The following is a 14,888-nucleotide window of genomic DNA, read 5'->3' as shown; positions in this document are numbered from 1 at the left end:
CGGGCGGGACCGGAGAAATCCACTAAACGGGCTCTCGCTCGCGGGTCTGGCGACGCCACAGGGCGGCGTATTCGCCGCCGGCCTCCAACAGGGCCTCGTGACGGCCGCGCTCGACGATCTTGCCCCGCCGCAGCACCACGATCTCGTCGGCGTCGGCGATGGTCGAGAGGCGGTGGGCCACGACCAGGGTCGTGCGCCCCGCCCGGGCCTTGCGCAGGGTCGCCTGGATCGCCGCCTCGGTGCGGCTGTCCAGCGCGCTGGTGGCCTCGTCCAGGATCAGCACGCGCGGCTGGGCCAGCAGGGCCCGGGCGATGCCCACGCGCTGGCGCTCGCCGCCGGACAGCTTGAGGCCGCGCTCGCCGACCTTGGTGTCCATGCCCTCGGGCAGGTTGCGGATGAATTCGCCGAGCTCCGCGGCCTCCGCCGCCGCCCATACCTCGGCCTCGCTCGCGCCCGGACGGGCGAAGGCGATATTCGACGCCAGGGTGTCGTTGAACAGCGCCACGTCCTGCGGGACCAGGGCCACGGCCCGGCGCAGGGAGGCCTGCTTGAGGTCGCGCAGGTCGTGGCCGTCCAGGGTGACGCGGCCCGCCTGCGGATCGATCATCCGCAGCGCCAGGCGCACCAGGGTGGTCTTGCCCGCGCCCGAGGGCCCGACAATGGCCACGGTGGTTCCCGGCGCGACGGTCAGGGACACGTCGGAGAGGCCTTCGGAGCGCGCGCCATGACGGAACGAGACATTCTCGAAGGCCACGGCGCCGCCGCGCTGGTCGGCGCAAGGCGGCAGGTCATGAGCGTTGGGCGCATCCGCGACGTCGGCCGTCTGGCGACGCAGCTCCAGCATCGCTTCCATGTCGATCAGCGACTGGCGGATCTCGCGATAGGCGAAGCCCAGAATGTTCAGCGGGGCGTAGAGGTTGATCAGGATCAGAACGGCGGCGGTGACGTCGCCCGGGCCGATCTTGCCCGCGGCGGCCTGCGCGCCCGCCAGCACGGCCATGGCCCCTAGCCCCAGGCTCATCACCGCCGACTGGACGATGTTCAGCAGGTTCAGCGAGTTGGTGGCCTTGATCTGGGCCTGGCCATAGATGTCCAGCGCCTTGCCATAGCCCTCCACGGCCCGCGTCTCGCCGCCGAACGACTTGACGGTCTCGTAGTTCAGCAGGGCGTCGACGGCCCGTCCGGCGGCCTCGGCGTCGGCCTCGTTCAGCACCCGGCGATGGCCGATCCGCCAGTCCGAAATGGCGAAGGTCGCATAGCCGTAGACGGCCACCGTCAGCAGGGCCACGGCCGCGAACCGCCAGTCATAGGCCTTGGCCAGGACGATGGCGGCCATGATCAGCTCGACGCCGGTCGGGGCGACGTTGAACACCAAGCCCCGCAGCAGAAAGTCCATCGATCGCGCTCCGCGATCGATCGTCCGCGACAGCGCGCCGGTCCGCTTGGACTGGTGAAAGTCGATCGACAGCGACAGGGCGTGGGAGAAGGTCTCGACCGCCGCGCGGTTCTGGGCGGCCTGGGCCACGGGCGTGAACACCGCGTCGCGCGCCTGAGGCGCGGCGGCGGAGATGAAGCGGACCAGGGCCCAGCCGCCCGCCAGGCCCGCGAAGGCCCAGGTGACGGCCACCGCGGCGCTTTGCCCGGCCGACAGCTGGTTCACGGCCTTGCCCAGCATCAGCGGGGCCAGCACGCCCAGCGCCTTGCCGGCCAGGGTCAGCAGCAGGGCCACGGTCACGCGCCAGCGCAGACCCGGGGCCTCGGAGCGCAGCACCAGTTGCACGAGGTCGCCCATGGCCCGCCAGAAGCGGACCGGCTGGTCGGCCTTGGCGATGCCGCCCGAGACCGCGGCGCGACCGGCCGATGGCGGCCCGCCCATGCCCCTCACGAGGCGGCGCCAATCAGGTAGGTGGTCTGGATTCCGCCGCCCGGCGTCATCCAGTCGACCCGCCAACCGGCCGCCGTGCGATCCGCGCGGACGGGACCATTGACCAGAGGCGCGGCCGGCGAGACCGCCACGGCGATGGCGGTCTCGCCGCCCTCCCCGGCCACCTGGATGTCGTGAACGCCCGGCGCCAGCGCATCGGTCAGGGAAATATCGAAACGACCGTCGTCGCCGGTGCGGGCGCCGCCGCGCGTGACGCGGTCGACGCGGACGTTCAGGCCCGCGCCGGGGCTGGCGACGCCGGACACGACCGCCCCGCCCTCACGGTCGACATCGACGGTCAGGATGCGCGGCGAACTGGATTCGGCGGCCAGGCGACGCGCGCCCGCACCGGCCCGCAGCAGCGCGACCTCACCGCCGTCGGCGACCATCACATAGCCCTCGGCCTGGACGGTGCGGCCGTCCTGGATGGACGAGAGGCCAAACAGGCGAACGCCGGGCGCGTTGGGCACGGTCACGCTCCACTGTCCCAGGGCGTCGATCTTGCCCATCACCACCTCACCCGTCGGCGCGCCCAGGCGCAGGTCGGCGTCCGGCGCCCCTTGGCCCGAGATGGCGATGCCGTTGGCGACACGACGCGCGGCCTCCAGGGTTGGCGGGGCCAGATAGCCGGCCTCGGCGCTGTCGGGCTTGTCGGCCGCTTTGGACGCCACCGGCGCTCCGGGTTCGCAGGCCGCCAGCAGCAGCGCGGTCGCACTCACGGCGAGGATCGGCGACTTGAAAGCCCGGAGGCGTATCCTGATCATGCGGCCTCAGATAGGAACGGGCGCGCGAAACCGCGCGCCTTTTTGTGGAGTGGACGACGATGCCCAACGAGTCTAGCCGCCTGGGCTCCGTCTGCGTCTATTGCGGATCATCCAACGACGCCGATCCCGGCTATATCGCCGACGCCTTCACGATCGGAGAGAGCTTCGCGCGCGCGGGGCTGAAGCTGATCTATGGCGGCGGCGGCGTGGGGCTGATGGGCGCATCGGCGCGCGGCGCGCATTCGGCCGGAGGCAAGGTGCTGGGCGTCATCCCGGACTTCCTGCGCGGCCGCGAGCAGCCGTTCGACGATGTCGAGACGGTGATCGTCGACAACATGCACGAACGCAAGATGATGATGTTCGAACAAGCGGACGCGTTCGTCGTACTGCCGGGCGGCATCGGCACGCTTGAAGAAATCGTCGAATTGCTATCTTGGCGTCGTTTAGATCTTCACCAGAAGCCAATCGTGTTCCATAACCCCGGCGGCTTCTGGGATCCGTTCTTCGCGCTGATCCAACACACGATCGAAGCGCGCCTGACCCCGCCCGCCCTGGCCGACGCCTGGCGTTCGGTCGAGAAGGCCGAGGACGTCACCCCGGCCCTGCTGGCCTGGGACCAGGAAACCTACCTGACTGGCGCGCCGGCGACGCTTCGCCCATTGACTTAGTTTTCAAAAGAAACGCACTATAGGCTTGAGCCGCTGTTCGCCGAACGGCGCGCTCGTGCGTCGGAACTCCCATCCGGCGCGGGGATAGGAGACCAAGGATATGCGTACCGCTGTTTTCGCGGGCCTGACGGCCTGCGCCCTGATGTTCGCGGGTTCGGCCAACGCCGCCGACACCCAGAGCGCCTCGCTGAAGCTGAAGGCCGCCGCCACCACCGAGCAGTTCATCCACGAAGGTTCGGTCTGGCGCTGCAAGGACGACTCCTGCAGCGCGCTGACCGTGCCATCGCTGCCGATCGCTCGCGCCTGCCGCCGCCTGGCCGGCCAGGTGGGCGAACTGACCGCGTTCAGCTATCGCGGCAAGACGCTGGACGAAGCTGGCCTCGCCGACTGCAACACGGCCGCCAAGAAGAGCTGAGGCGCTCACGGGGCGTCGAAAAGCAAAGGCCTCCGCCGTTCGATGGCGGAGGCCTTTTTCTTGGGGTGTGGGACCCTTTACGCGCGTGACCGCCTAAAGTGGACGCCGGTTTCGGCGACCGTCACGCGCCGACGCTTCAAGCACTCACTTCCGTCCAGACTTCGCGGACGACGACTTGGGCGGCTTCGTACTGGGCCGACCTCCCACCAGCATGCCGCCCATCAGGGCGAACGAGAACATGGCGTGGTTCATCTTCGATACGTTCATGGCGGCGTCTCCCAGACATAGCCGTTAGGACCAGGAGACGCGCGCGGCTTACAGGGGCTCTCACCCTCCTAGTCGTCAGCGCGTCGACGACAAAGGTGGTCTCAATAGCGGCGTTCGCAAGCGATTTTTATCCGTATAAGGATCATATCAGCGTGCAGACAAACCCGGTTTCGGCACGTTACATTTAGTCCTTATACAGATAATTATCGCCCAGCGCCTTGTGCACAAAGCCTTTGCGGACAAGGATTAACGCCGCGAGGCCGATTTCCAGAATGTCGCGCGCCGAACGGGCGGAAGCATAAAAAAATCGCCCGCGTCGGCGTGACGCAGGCGATTTCCCTGGGTTGGATCGATCGTCCGTGGGCGTCGCCGCCCCAGGCTTACGCCGCGGCGTCGAACGACAGCGATTCGTAGCGCTTCAGGTGATGATCGACCGAGCCGAACAGGCCTTCGATCAGGGTGGCGCGCTTGAAGTAGTGGCCGATCGCCAGTTCGTCGGTCATGCCCATGCCGCCATGGATCTGGATGGCGTTCTGGCCCACGAACTTGCAGGCGCGGCCGATGCGGACCTTCATGGCCGAGACGGCCTTGGCGCGCTCGGCGGCGCTCTCCTCGACCTTGATGGTGGCCATGTAGGTCATCGACACCGACTGCTCGACCTCGATGAACATGTCGACCATCCGGTGCTGCAGCACCTGGAAGTTGGCGATGGCCGTGCCGAACTGCTTGCGCTGCTTGGCGTAGTCCAGCGTGCCCTCGTGCAGCTTGCGCAGCACGCCCACGGCCTCGGCGCCGACGGCGGCGGTGGCCTCGTCGATCACCTGGTTGACCAGGTCCAGGCCGCTCTCCGAGATCAGGGCGTCAGCCGGGACCGAGACGTTCTCGAAATAGACTTCCGACGCGCGGTTGCCGTCGACGGTCGGATAGTCGCGGGTGACCACGCCCGGCAGGCTCTTGTCGATCAGGAACACACCCACGCCGCCGGCGTCGCGCTGAGCGCCGCCGGTGCGCGCCGTGACGATCAGGTGGCTGGCGAACGGCGCGCCGACCACCACGGCCTTGTGGCCGTTCAGGACCCAGCCCGAGCCGTCCTTCTTGGCCGTCGTCTTCAGATCCTGCCAGGTGTAGCGCGCCTGCGGTTCGGCATAGGCGAAGGCGATGGTGGTGGTCCCACCGACGATGCCCTCGATCACCGAGGCCGCGCCGGCGTAGCCGGAATGCTTCATGAAGCCGCCGCCGATCACCACCGTGCCCAGATAGGGCTCGATGACCAGCGCCTTACCGAACTCCTCCATGATGATCATGTTGTCGATCGGACCGCCGCCCAGGCCGCCCAATTCCTCGCTGAACGAAGCGCCCAGGATGCCCAGCTCCTCGGCGAAGGCCTTCCAGTAGTCGGCGCGCCAGCCAGCGTCGGAGCTGACGATCTTGCGGCGGGTCTCGAAGTCGTACTTGTCCTGCAGGAAGCTCGCGACCGTGTCGCGGACCATCGACTGCTCTTCGGTGAAGTTGAAATCCATCCCTGGGTTTCCGTTCTTCTGTCGCCCGGCATCAGGGCCGGGTCGTTGAAATCATGAGAAAGCGAAAGTCCAGGCCGCTCGGCGGCCTGGAACGTTATCGCGGGCGCTAGAGCCCCAGCACCATCTTGGCGATGATGTTGCGCTGGATCTCGTTGGAGCCGCCGTAGATCGACGTCTTGCGGACGTTGAAATAGGTCGGCGCCGCGCGGTGGGCGAAGTCGGGCCCGATCGGATGGGCGTTGTCGCCGTCCTTCGGAAAGCCGCGGAAGTACGGTGCGCCGTAGTGGCCGGCGGCTTCCAGCACCAGTTCGGTGATCCGTTGCTGGATCTCGGTGCCCTTGATCTTCAGCACGCTCGACTCCGGACCCGGGCCCTTGCCGGCCGCTTCGCCGGCCAGGGTGCGCAGCTCGGTGTATTCCAGGGCCGTCAGGTCGATCTCCAGCTCGGCGACCTTGCGCTTGAACATCGGATCCTTGATCAGGGCGTCGCCGTCGTCCGACAGCTCGACCGAGGCGATCTGGCGGATGCGCTCGATGCCGCGCTTGGAGCGGGCCACGCCGGCGATGCCGCTACGCTCGTGGGCCAGCAGGAACTTGGCGCAGGTCCAGCCCTTGTTTTCCTCGTAGATGCGGTTCTCGACCGGCACCTTGACGTTCTCGAGCCAGACTTCGTTGACCTCGTGCTCGCCGCCCAGGGTGATGATCGGCCGCACGGTCACGCCCGGCGACTTCATGTCGATCAGCAGGAACGAGATGCCTTCCTGGATCTTGGCGTTCGGGTCGGTGCGAACCAGACAGAAGATCCAGTCGCCGTGCTGGGCCAGGGTGGTCCAGGTCTTCTGGCCGTTGACCAGGTAGTATTCCTTGCCGTCATCGCCGGTGAAGCGCTCGGCCTTGGTCTTCAGGCTGGCCAGGTCGGAACCCGCGCCCGGCTCGCTGTAGCCTTGCGACCACCAGATGTCGCCCGACAGGGTCGGCGGCAGGAAGCGTTCCTTCTGCTCGGGCGTGCCGAACGTGTAGATCACCGGGCCGACCATGTTGATGCCGAACGGCAGGATCGGCACGCAGTCGGCGCGGGCGGTCTCTTCCGACCAGATGTAGCGCTGCACCGAGGTCCAGCCCGGACCGCCGTACTTCTCCGGCCAGGCCGGGGCGACCCAGCCCTTCTTGGCGAGGGTGCGGTGCCAGGAGAGGAAGTCCTCCTTGGCCATCTCCTCACCCTCTTCCTGCTTTTCCCGCAGGCCCGCCGGATAGTTCTCGGCGATAAAGGCGCGAACCTCGTCGCGGAAGGCGAGGTCCTCGGGCGAGAAGTCCAGATTCATGGCGGGCTCCCGTTCAATCGGCCCCTCTGAGGGAGGCCGTTATTGCGTTTCAGGCGCCACGATAGATGTCGAACGGACGTTTGGAAAGATGACGTTAGCGTCAACGGAAGCGAATGTTATCCGCGTTCACCTAACACCCGGAAATCCAGCCTAACGCACCTCGCAGGCCAGCTTGACGAGCGCCAGGGCCGAGGCGCCGCCGACCCCTTCCTCGTCGACCGTATCGAGCGCCAGAAGCGGTCGCTTGTCGAGGATTTCGAGCAGGCGCGCGTGCCCCTTGTTCGGACTGACGTGGGCGGCCAGACAGTGGTCGATGGCGCCCGGCTCGACGGCGCGGACGATGGCGGCGGCGGCGCAGGCGGCGTAGCCGTCCAGCAGCACCGGCACCTTCTGGACACGCGCGGCCAGGATGGCGCCGGCGACGGCGGCGGTTTCGCGCCCGCCCAGCTGACGCAGGATCTCCAGCGGGTCGGAGCCCATGCCCTCTTCCCTGGCCCGCGCGACGGCGGCGGCGATCGGCTCGGGATCGTCGCTCCAGTCAGAGGCCTCGCCGCCGAACAGGGCCAGGCAAATGGCGGCGGCGGTGCGGGCGGCCTCGGCGACGATGACGCCGGGAATCAGCAGGTCGGGCTGCTTGGCCAGGGCCTCCATGCCGAAGGCCATGGTGGCGGCGGCCTCCTTCTCGCTCATCGAGGGCTTGTCGATGAAGTCCGGCGACGGGCGGTCGATGGCGAGGTCAAAGGCTTCCAGGCCCGCGCCCTGCGCGCCGGCCAGGCGCGAGACGGTGGCCCCGCCCGAGGCGATGGCTTCCAGACGGTCGCGGGCGTAGCCGCGCGGTCCCACGCCCTGGCGCGCGCCCGCATAAAGCGCCACCACCGGACGGTTCACGACCGGCGGGGTCTTGCCGCTCCACGCGGTCAGCCAGGCGGCGATCTCGGCCAGGCGCCCGCCCTGCTCAAGCGTCGGAGACGGCCCCGGCGTGGGCGGCGAGATGGCGAGTTGGCGGATGTCGGCGAAGGGAGAAGCGGTCATGGTCGCGGACTTAAACCCGTCCACGGCCAAAGCAACCCCCGAGGGCCACGCTTGCGCGCCGCCGCCAGAGCGGGGATGCTGAAAAGGATGAGCACCGACGCCCCCATGAGCGCGCCAGCCAAGCCGCCCCGCCCGATCGCCACGCCCTGCGTGAAGGTCTGCGCGGTCGACGGCGCCAGCGGCTATTGCCTGGGATGTCGGCGGACCCTGCCGGAGATCGCCGGTTGGGCCAGACTCACCGACGCGGAAAGGGCGGCCATCATAACCGCCCTCCCCGATCGTCCGGATCCGATGATCGCCTTGATGGCGGCCTCCGGGACCCGGCCTTGACGTAGGGCCTTAGCGCGAGGCCTGGGCCGCGCCGATGAACGGCGCGCAGACCTGATCACGCTCGGCGATCAGCTTCAGCTTGGCGTTGCCGTTGGCGGAGTCGGCCTTCTTGCGGGCGTTGTTCATCTTGGTGACGGCCTCGATGCGGGTCGACTGCTTCTGCTCGGCGGCCGAATTGCGCAGGAAGGCGTCGACGGCCGAGGTGTCCAGCTTGCCCAGGTTTTCCGAGGCCGCCAGGGCGCTGCAGCGCGAGGCTTCGACGAACTGCTTGTCGGTGGCGCCGGCGTGAGCAACGCCCGCGATGGAGCCAGCGGCGACGAGCGCGATAAGGACGGCTTTCATGGCGATAATCCCTCTTTAGCCATTTGTTCTATGGCCGGGAGAGATAGCGCCAAGCGAAAGCTTTCCGAAGTTAATTCCAAGACATGAAAAGCATTACGTCGACGTAATGTTTAATATTAAATCGATGTAATGCAGGCGATATTCAGTACAGAGATATACTTGTTACGATATTGGTAACCATGACGTGAAAATCGCCTTGTCGATTCACGCCTTGAAAACGCCTGCCCGGTAATGATCTAGGCAACGGCCGCAGAAGCGGTCTCAAAGCCGAGACGGCAGGGTGTCTTTATGTTGAGGTTCGCGGCGATCGCACTCGTGGGGGCCCTCTCGGCGGTGGGGGCGGCCAAGGCCGTCGTCTCGCTCGACGATCTGCGCCATCCGGAGCTGCGCGCCCCCTCGGCCGCGGCGGCCACGCTCGGCGGCGCCGAAGGCGGCGCGGCTCAGCTGACCAAGGACCGCGACGGCCACTTCTGGGCCCAGGGCTCGGTGGACGGCAAGGCCGTCCGTTTCCTGGTCGACACCGGCGCCACCGCCGTCTCGCTCAGCATGGCCGACGCCCAGCGCCTGGGCATCGACACCAGCAAGCTGAACTACGACTACAACGTCATCACCGCCGACGGCCGCACCCGCGCCGCCTCGGTCAAGCTGGCCACCGTCGCCATCGCCGGCGCCAAGGTCCGCGACGTCGACGCCCTGGTCATCGAGAAGGGCCTCGAGAACTCGCTGCTGGGCATGAGCTATCTGGGCCGCCTGTCGCGCTTCGAAGCGACGCCGACCTCGCTGATCCTGCATCCTTAAGACTAGGACCCGGACCTAGGCCGCCGGAACTTCCGCCCGCTCCTCGCGCGCCGCCCGCGCCAGACGCACGGCGTCCAGCGCCCGATCCACGACATCCAGGCCCGCGCCGGCCTTGACGCCCTCGACCGTGAGGATGCGCCGCCACGCCCGCGCGCCCGGCAGGCCGTGGAACAGGCCCAGCATGTGCCGGCTCATCGCCGCCAGATGCGTCCCCGCCGCCAGCTCGCGGGCCAGGTACGGCTTGTAGCGCTCGACCGCCTCGAAACTGTCGACATCGGCGACATCCAGGCCGAACACCCGCCGATCGACCTCGCCCAGCAGGCCGGCCTCATGATAGGCCGCGCGCCCCAGCATCACCCCGTCGACGCCGTTGGCCAGATGCTCCAGCGCCGCATCGACGCCGGGCACGCCGCCATTGATGGCGATGGTCAGGTTCGGCCGCTCGCGCTTGAGGCGGTAGACCAGCTCATAGTCCAGCGGCGGGATGTCCCGGTTCTCCTTCGGCGACAGACCTTTCAGCCAGGCCTTGCGCGCGTGGACCACGAAGCCCTCGATCCCCGCCGCGGCGCTGCGGTCGACCAGGGTGAACAGCGCCTCTTCGGGGTCCTGGTCGTCGACGCCGATCCGGCACTTGACCGTGGCGGGGACCTTCACCGCGCCCTTGATCGCCGCCATGCACTCGGCCACCAGGTCGGGCTCGCGCATCAGGCAGGCCCCGAACCGGCCGCTCTGCACGCGATCCGATGGGCAGCCGACGTTCAGATTGATCTCGTCATAGCCGTAATCCTCGGCGATCCGCGCCGCCTGGGCCAGCTCGGCCGGATCCGATCCGCCCAGCTGCAGCGCCACCGGGTGCTGCGCGGGGTCATAGCCCAGCAGCTTTTCGCGATCGCCATGTACGACGGCCCCGCTGGTCACCATCTCGGTATAGAGCAGCGCGCGGCGCGACAGGACCCGATGCAGCGACCGGCAGTGCCGATCGGTCCAGTCCATCATCGGCGCGACGGACAGTCTATGCGGCTGAAATTCATGCATTTCTATAGCAACACCACGAGACCAAGCCGCTCACATACGCATCAATGTTGGGGCCAGATTTCGGGCGTGTTCCCGAAAATCGATCGCTGGCCGCGCGCATAGAGCACACGAAATTGGCCACCCTCCAAAACAGAAATCAGGACGCTGTTGCGCCCAAGTCCCTCGCAAGGGTCGCTATCTGGGGGAGAGCTTCACCCTACGCAAGGACGCAGAAAGCCGGGCCGGCCGGAAGGAGCGGCGCCGCTCGGCATGGATCGAAGCGACAATCGCATCTGATGATCCGCGACGCTGCGGCGCCCAGCCCCTTTTGGAGCTGGCGCGCGCGCTCGCGCATGCGGGTCCGCTCCCTCAATTCCCGCCCGTGGAAGAACTACCGGGAAAACCGCGCGGCGATGAAGTCGTCGACCGCATCCGTATAGGCGCCGGGCAGCCCCAGCGTGCGATTGACGTCGGCATGGGTCAGATCCAGAGGCAGAACCGGCATGTCGCGCCCCGCCGCTTGCGCCTTGGCCTGGAACCGGCGGGCATCGGCGCAGGGATCGTCTGGTCGCCTGGTCGAGCAGGTCAGCATCATGGGCACGGCCCGCGGCGTCCACTGGTCCATCGGAGAGGCCTTGGCCCAGTAGGCGGGATCGGCGCCGAAGGCTTCGTCATAGAAGCGAGGATGGCGTCCCGCCATGGTCGTCGAGACCTGCATCGTGGCGGAATCCAGCACCACCGTCCCCGCCCAGGCCTTGCCGACCATGTCGGGGCGCGAGGACAACAGCGCCACCAGATGGGCTCCGGCCGAGTGACCCATCAGGATCACCCTGTTCGGATCGCCGCCCCAGCCGTCGGCGTGTCCCTGCACCCACCGCACGGCCTGGGCGACATCCTGAGCCTGCTCATAGGCCATGGCGTCGGGCAGCATCCGGTAGTTGACGCTCACCACGATCCAGCCCTTCGTCAGCCAGTGCTTGAGCTTGTTCTCGACCGGGCCTGTATTGGCCTTGTCGCCGATCTTCCACGCGCCGCCATGCACCATGATCAGAATCGGCGCGTTCCGAGCGCCCGGCGGGAGGTAGACATCCAGCCGCTGGGCCGCGTCGCTCCCGTAAGCGTCGGTCTGCTTTCGAGCGCCCGGCATAATAGCCCGCAGGTCGATGGGCCGCGCCTCCTCGGCCTTCCTTTCCAACAGGCGCTGGCGAAGCTGTCCGCGCATGCCGAGTCCCAGTTGGCGGGCCTCAACGACGCCGGCGCCCATCACGGCCAACGCCGCCACGGCGATCGCCGCTGTGGTCAGGGGTTTGATTTTCATTTCAGGGCCTCGAACTGGTCGCGGGCGGCGGCGATCTCGTCCCGGGACAGGCGCCCATCGTGGTCGCGGTCCGCGCGATCGAACAATGGGGCTGGTCCGTCCACGAACTCGGAGCGGGTCACGCGGCCGTCGCCGTTGCGGTCGGCGTGGGTGATGACCGTCTTCAGCGCCTTGGCCTTGGAGCGGTTCGACTTGGCCAGGCGGGGGAACTCCGACAGCGTCACCAGGTCATCGCCGTTGCGATCGAGGCGGTCGAACTGGGTTGATCGAGCGGCCTTGAACTCCTCGGGGGTGACATAGCCGTCGTGGTTGGCGTCGGCCTTTTCCAGCCCGCCGCCGAACGTACGGGGAGCCGCATGGGCTCCCGAGACGGCCAGGGCCAGGGCGGCCGACAGGATCAAGATCTTCACTTTCAAACTCCGGAAAGAGCGGCCCGCCGCGCGGTTTGGGGGCAATGGCGCGGCGGGCCGGGACGCGTTCGGTCAGGGGTGGGTGATCAGGGGCGGTTCACCGTTCCGCTGACCGACCGCGTGGCGCCGTCATAGCCGGTGCGCGAATGGTCGTAGCTCACCGTGCCGTCATGGTTGTCGACCACATGGGTGCTGCGGCTGGCCGAGGCGCCGTTGTTGAAGGTGCGGGTCGCCCCGCCCTGATAGGCGCCCTCGCCCCAGCTGGCGCTGCGATTGCTGGCGACGCCGCGGCCCGAATTGGTCTGGGTTCCGCGCGACACGGCGATCGCGCCCGGCTGACGGCTGACATCGCGGCTGTGGACATAGCCGTGGCCGCGCGCGCCCTGAACGCTGACGAAGCGGCCGTGCTGGCCGGCCTGGGCGGGCGCGGCGATCATCGCGGCCAGCACGGTAAGGGTCGAAAGGCCTGCCGCCAGGATGGAAGTCTTGCGCATGATAGCTCCGTTGATTGTGTCGGTGTCCCTCGACGCCGCCACCTGACCATGGTCGTGCAATCGCCTGTTTGCGCCTGTCCGACGAACTGTATCGAAGTGTAAACGGGCCTGGTGGCGACTTCCGCCCAACCCGGGCTTGGGGCATTGGCTTGTCATGGCCGACAACACGCTGATCGCGGTCGTGGAAGACGACGCCGAAATTCGGGACCTGACCCTGGGGCTGCTGCGCCGAGAGGGCTACGAGGCGGTCGGCTGCGAGGACGCGTCCGCCTTCGACCGGCTGGCCGCCCGCCGTCGGGTCGACCTGGTCCTGCTGGACATCATGATGCCGGGCGAGGATGGCCTGTCGGTGTGCCGTCGGCTGCGGGCGGGCGGCGAGGTCGCGATCCTCATGGTCACCGCCAAGGGCGATGATATCGACCGGGTGATCGGGCTCGAGATCGGAGCCGACGACTATCTGGCCAAGCCCTACAATCCGCGCGAACTGCTGGCGCGGGTGAAGGCGATCCTGCGCCGCACGCGCGAGATCCATCGGGTGGCCAGCGCCCCGTCCGGCGAGGTGCTGGCCTTCGCGGGCTGGCGACTGGACACCGCCAGCCGCGACCTGACCGATCCCGAAGGCCAGGCCGTGGTTCTGACCGGGGGCGAGCATGACCTTCTGATGGCCTTCCTGCGCCATCCCCAGCGGGTGCTCAGCCGCGACCAGCTGCTGGACTGGACGCGCGGTCGCAGCGCCGAGCCATTCGATCGCGCCATCGACGTCTTGCTGAGCCGCCTGCGTCGCAAGCTGGGCGCGGGCGCTGGCGGATCGGCCTTGATCAAGACCGTGCGGGGCGGCGGCTATCTGTTCAGCGCCCCGACCGAGCGGGTCTGATCATGCTGCTGGCCGACAATCTCTCGACCCGAATGACGGCGATCCTGCTGACCGGCCTGGCGGTGATGCTGTTGATCGGCGCGACGCTTCTCGTCTGGCCGCAAGGCGGCGGCGAAGGCGGCGTGCGCTTCTATCAGCTGCCTCGCCCGTCGGAGGCGCGGGCCATCGTCGAGGCGGTGGAAGCCAGCCCGCCGGCGGCCAGGACCAAGGTGATCACGGCCCTCGACACCGGGGTGATCCGCACGACCCTGCGGCCCGACTTCCCTCCTCTAAGGCTTCGCGCCCGGATCGCCGACGACCGCGACCCCGGCTATCAGGCCTATCGCGCCGCCCTGGGCGGTCGCGAACTGCGCATCGACATCCGTCGCGGCGGCCGGCTCAGGGACGGCGCCCTGCCCGGTCGCCACGCGCTGCTGCTCTCGGTGCGGCTGACCGACGGCGAGGTGCTCGTCCTGCGCCGCCGCGCGCCCGAGACCGCCCGCCTGTTCTTCGGTCGCGTCTCGCTGGCGGCCGCCGCCCTGCTGGCGGTCACCCTGCTGATGCTGACCCTGGCCGTGCGCCAGACCACCCGGCCCGTCACCCTGCTGGCGCGCGAGGTAGCCCGGTTCGGTGACGACCTGAACGCCAAGGTCCTGCCGCTGCGCGGTCCGCGCGAGCTTCGCGAGCTGTCGGCGGCGTTCAACACCATGCGCGACCAGATCCGCGGCCTGATGGACGAGCGCACCCGGATGCTGGCCGCCATCGCCCATGACCTGCGCACCTATCTGACCCGCCTGACGCTGCGAGCCGAGTTCATCGCCGACGAGACCCAGCGGGCCAAGGCCGGCGCCGACCTGGCCGAGATGGCCCAACTGCTGGACGACACCCTGCTGTTCGCGCGCCAGGACGCGGGTCGCGGCGACGGGGCTCGCGCGATCGACCTGCGTCGCGAACTGGAAACCCTGGTCGCCCTGCGCCGAGAGATGGGCCAGACGGTCGTCCTCGCGCCAGATATCGCCGCCAGGGTCTGGTCATCGCCCCTGGCTCTGCGGCGGATGCTGGACAACCTGATCGACAACGCCGTCCGCTATGGCGGCGCGGTCACGCTCGACGTTCGCCGCCAGGAAGGCCAGGTCGAGATCATGGTGCTGGACGATGGTCCGGGCCTGCCAGCCGAGGCGCTGGCGACCCTCACCGCCCCGTTCGAGCGCGGCGAGTCCTCCCGCAACCGCCGCACCGGCGGCGCCGGCCTTGGCCTGTCCATCGTCCAAGCCCTAGCCAAGGGACAAGGGGGGCGGCTGATCCTGAGCAACCGACCAGAGGGCGGCTTGGCCGCGACAATCACTCTCCCGTCCGACACGCCCTGATCCGCGGGTCGGCCCTGGGCGCCCAAGCCGCGCCCGGCCAGGAAGCGCCGC

17 protein-coding genes are annotated in these 14,888 nt (G+C 68.3%); 6 read left to right on the top strand and 11 right to left on the bottom strand.

The genetic code is table 11. The annotated features are described in order from the left end of the window. Positions 1-22: 22 nt before the first annotated feature. On the bottom strand, positions 23-1,951 hold the full coding sequence (locus EIK80_RS16160; protein ID WP_125158047.1) for an ABC transporter ATP-binding protein/permease: 1,929 nt from the start codon (positions 1,949-1,951) through the stop codon (positions 23-25). Next, entirely contained in the window at positions 1,882-2,643 is a 762-nt protein-coding gene (locus EIK80_RS16155; protein WP_370450228.1) for a hypothetical protein, read from the bottom strand. The genes EIK80_RS16160 and EIK80_RS16155 overlap by 70 nt, the downstream gene beginning before the upstream one ends. A 104-nt stretch (positions 2,644-2,747) precedes the next feature. Here EIK80_RS16155 and EIK80_RS16150 point away from each other — a divergent pair, with 104 nt between their 5' ends. Further along, positions 2,748-3,356, top strand: coding sequence for a TIGR00730 family Rossman fold protein (locus EIK80_RS16150; protein ID WP_125158045.1), 609 nt, complete (start codon positions 2,748-2,750; stop codon positions 3,354-3,356). A gap of 100 nt (positions 3,357-3,456) precedes the next feature. Next, positions 3,457-3,771: a hypothetical protein gene (locus EIK80_RS16145; RefSeq protein WP_125158044.1), complete on the top strand. Its 315-nt coding sequence runs from the start codon at positions 3,457-3,459 to the stop codon at positions 3,769-3,771. Between the two features lie 144 nt (positions 3,772-3,915). Here EIK80_RS16145 and EIK80_RS16140 read toward each other — a convergent pair whose 3' ends face one another. From EIK80_RS16140 to EIK80_RS16125, 4 genes are all read right to left on the bottom strand, one after another. Further along, positions 3,916-4,053 (bottom strand): hypothetical protein, encoded by a 138-nt coding sequence (locus EIK80_RS16140; RefSeq protein ID WP_125158043.1) that lies wholly within the window; start codon positions 4,051-4,053, stop codon positions 3,916-3,918. Positions 4,054-4,418: 365 nt separating this feature from the next. Beyond that, entirely contained in the window at positions 4,419-5,558 is a 1,140-nt protein-coding gene (locus tag EIK80_RS16135; RefSeq protein ID WP_125158042.1) for an acyl-CoA dehydrogenase family protein, read from the bottom strand. Positions 5,559-5,664: 106 nt separating this feature from the next. Then, positions 5,665-6,879 carry an acyl-CoA dehydrogenase family protein gene (locus EIK80_RS16130; protein ID WP_125158041.1) on the bottom strand — a complete coding sequence of 405 codons (1,215 nt, stop codon included), beginning with the start codon at positions 6,877-6,879 and terminating at the stop codon, positions 5,665-5,667. A 150-nt stretch (positions 6,880-7,029) separates the two neighbouring features. Further along, on the bottom strand, positions 7,030-7,911 hold the full coding sequence (locus EIK80_RS16125; protein WP_125158040.1) for a nicotinate-nucleotide--dimethylbenzimidazole phosphoribosyltransferase: 882 nt from the start codon (positions 7,909-7,911) through the stop codon (positions 7,030-7,032). A gap of 105 nt (positions 7,912-8,016) precedes the next feature. Here EIK80_RS16125 and EIK80_RS16120 point away from each other — a divergent pair, with 105 nt between their 5' ends. Further along, positions 8,017-8,241 (top strand): DUF1289 domain-containing protein, encoded by a 225-nt coding sequence (locus EIK80_RS16120; protein ID WP_125158273.1) that lies wholly within the window; start codon positions 8,017-8,019, stop codon positions 8,239-8,241. Between the two features lie 9 nt (positions 8,242-8,250). On the opposite strand, the gene EIK80_RS16115 is transcribed toward EIK80_RS16120, so the two are convergent. After that, complete coding sequence (locus tag EIK80_RS16115; protein ID WP_125158039.1) at positions 8,251-8,583, bottom strand: hypothetical protein; 333 nt, start codon at positions 8,581-8,583, stop codon at positions 8,251-8,253. Between the two features lie 288 nt (positions 8,584-8,871). Here EIK80_RS16115 and EIK80_RS16110 point away from each other — a divergent pair, with 288 nt between their 5' ends. Next, positions 8,872-9,381 (top strand): TIGR02281 family clan AA aspartic protease, encoded by a 510-nt coding sequence (locus EIK80_RS16110; RefSeq protein ID WP_125158038.1) that lies wholly within the window; start codon positions 8,872-8,874, stop codon positions 9,379-9,381. Between the two features lie 15 nt (positions 9,382-9,396). Here EIK80_RS16110 and dusA read toward each other — a convergent pair whose 3' ends face one another. The 4 genes from dusA to EIK80_RS16090 all read right to left on the bottom strand — a co-directional run bounded on the left by dusA (position 9,397) and on the right by EIK80_RS16090 (position 12,617). Further along, positions 9,397-10,416, bottom strand: a complete 1,020-nt coding sequence (gene dusA / locus EIK80_RS16105; RefSeq protein WP_125158037.1) for a tRNA dihydrouridine(20/20a) synthase DusA — start codon at positions 10,414-10,416, stop codon at positions 9,397-9,399. Between the two features lie 370 nt (positions 10,417-10,786). Continuing rightward, a complete protein-coding gene (locus tag EIK80_RS16100) occupies positions 10,787-11,713 on the bottom strand; it encodes an alpha/beta hydrolase (protein WP_125158036.1) in 927 nt (308 codons plus the stop codon). After that, positions 11,710-12,123, bottom strand: coding sequence for an EF-hand domain-containing protein (locus EIK80_RS16095; protein ID WP_125158035.1), 414 nt, complete (start codon positions 12,121-12,123; stop codon positions 11,710-11,712). Before EIK80_RS16095 ends, EIK80_RS16100 begins: the two co-directional genes overlap by 4 nt. 86 nt (positions 12,124-12,209) lie before the next feature. After that, positions 12,210-12,617 (bottom strand): hypothetical protein, encoded by a 408-nt coding sequence (locus tag EIK80_RS16090; RefSeq protein WP_125158034.1) that lies wholly within the window; start codon positions 12,615-12,617, stop codon positions 12,210-12,212. Positions 12,618-12,771: 154 nt separating this feature from the next. Here EIK80_RS16090 and EIK80_RS16085 point away from each other — a divergent pair, with 154 nt between their 5' ends. Both EIK80_RS16085 and EIK80_RS16080 read left to right on the top strand, forming a co-directional pair. Beyond that, positions 12,772-13,491 carry a response regulator gene (locus EIK80_RS16085; protein WP_125158033.1) on the top strand — a complete coding sequence of 240 codons (720 nt, stop codon included), beginning with the start codon at positions 12,772-12,774 and terminating at the stop codon, positions 13,489-13,491. 2 nt (positions 13,492-13,493) lie between these two features. Continuing rightward, entirely contained in the window at positions 13,494-14,837 is a 1,344-nt protein-coding gene (locus EIK80_RS16080) for an ATP-binding protein (RefSeq protein WP_125158032.1), read from the top strand. Positions 14,838-14,888 lie beyond the last annotated feature (51 nt).

This window comes from Caulobacter sp. 602-1, from assembly GCF_003931565.1.
Lineage (GTDB): Bacteria > Pseudomonadota > Alphaproteobacteria > Caulobacterales > Caulobacteraceae > Caulobacter.
This window is presented reverse-complemented; position numbering and strand designations above follow the sequence as displayed.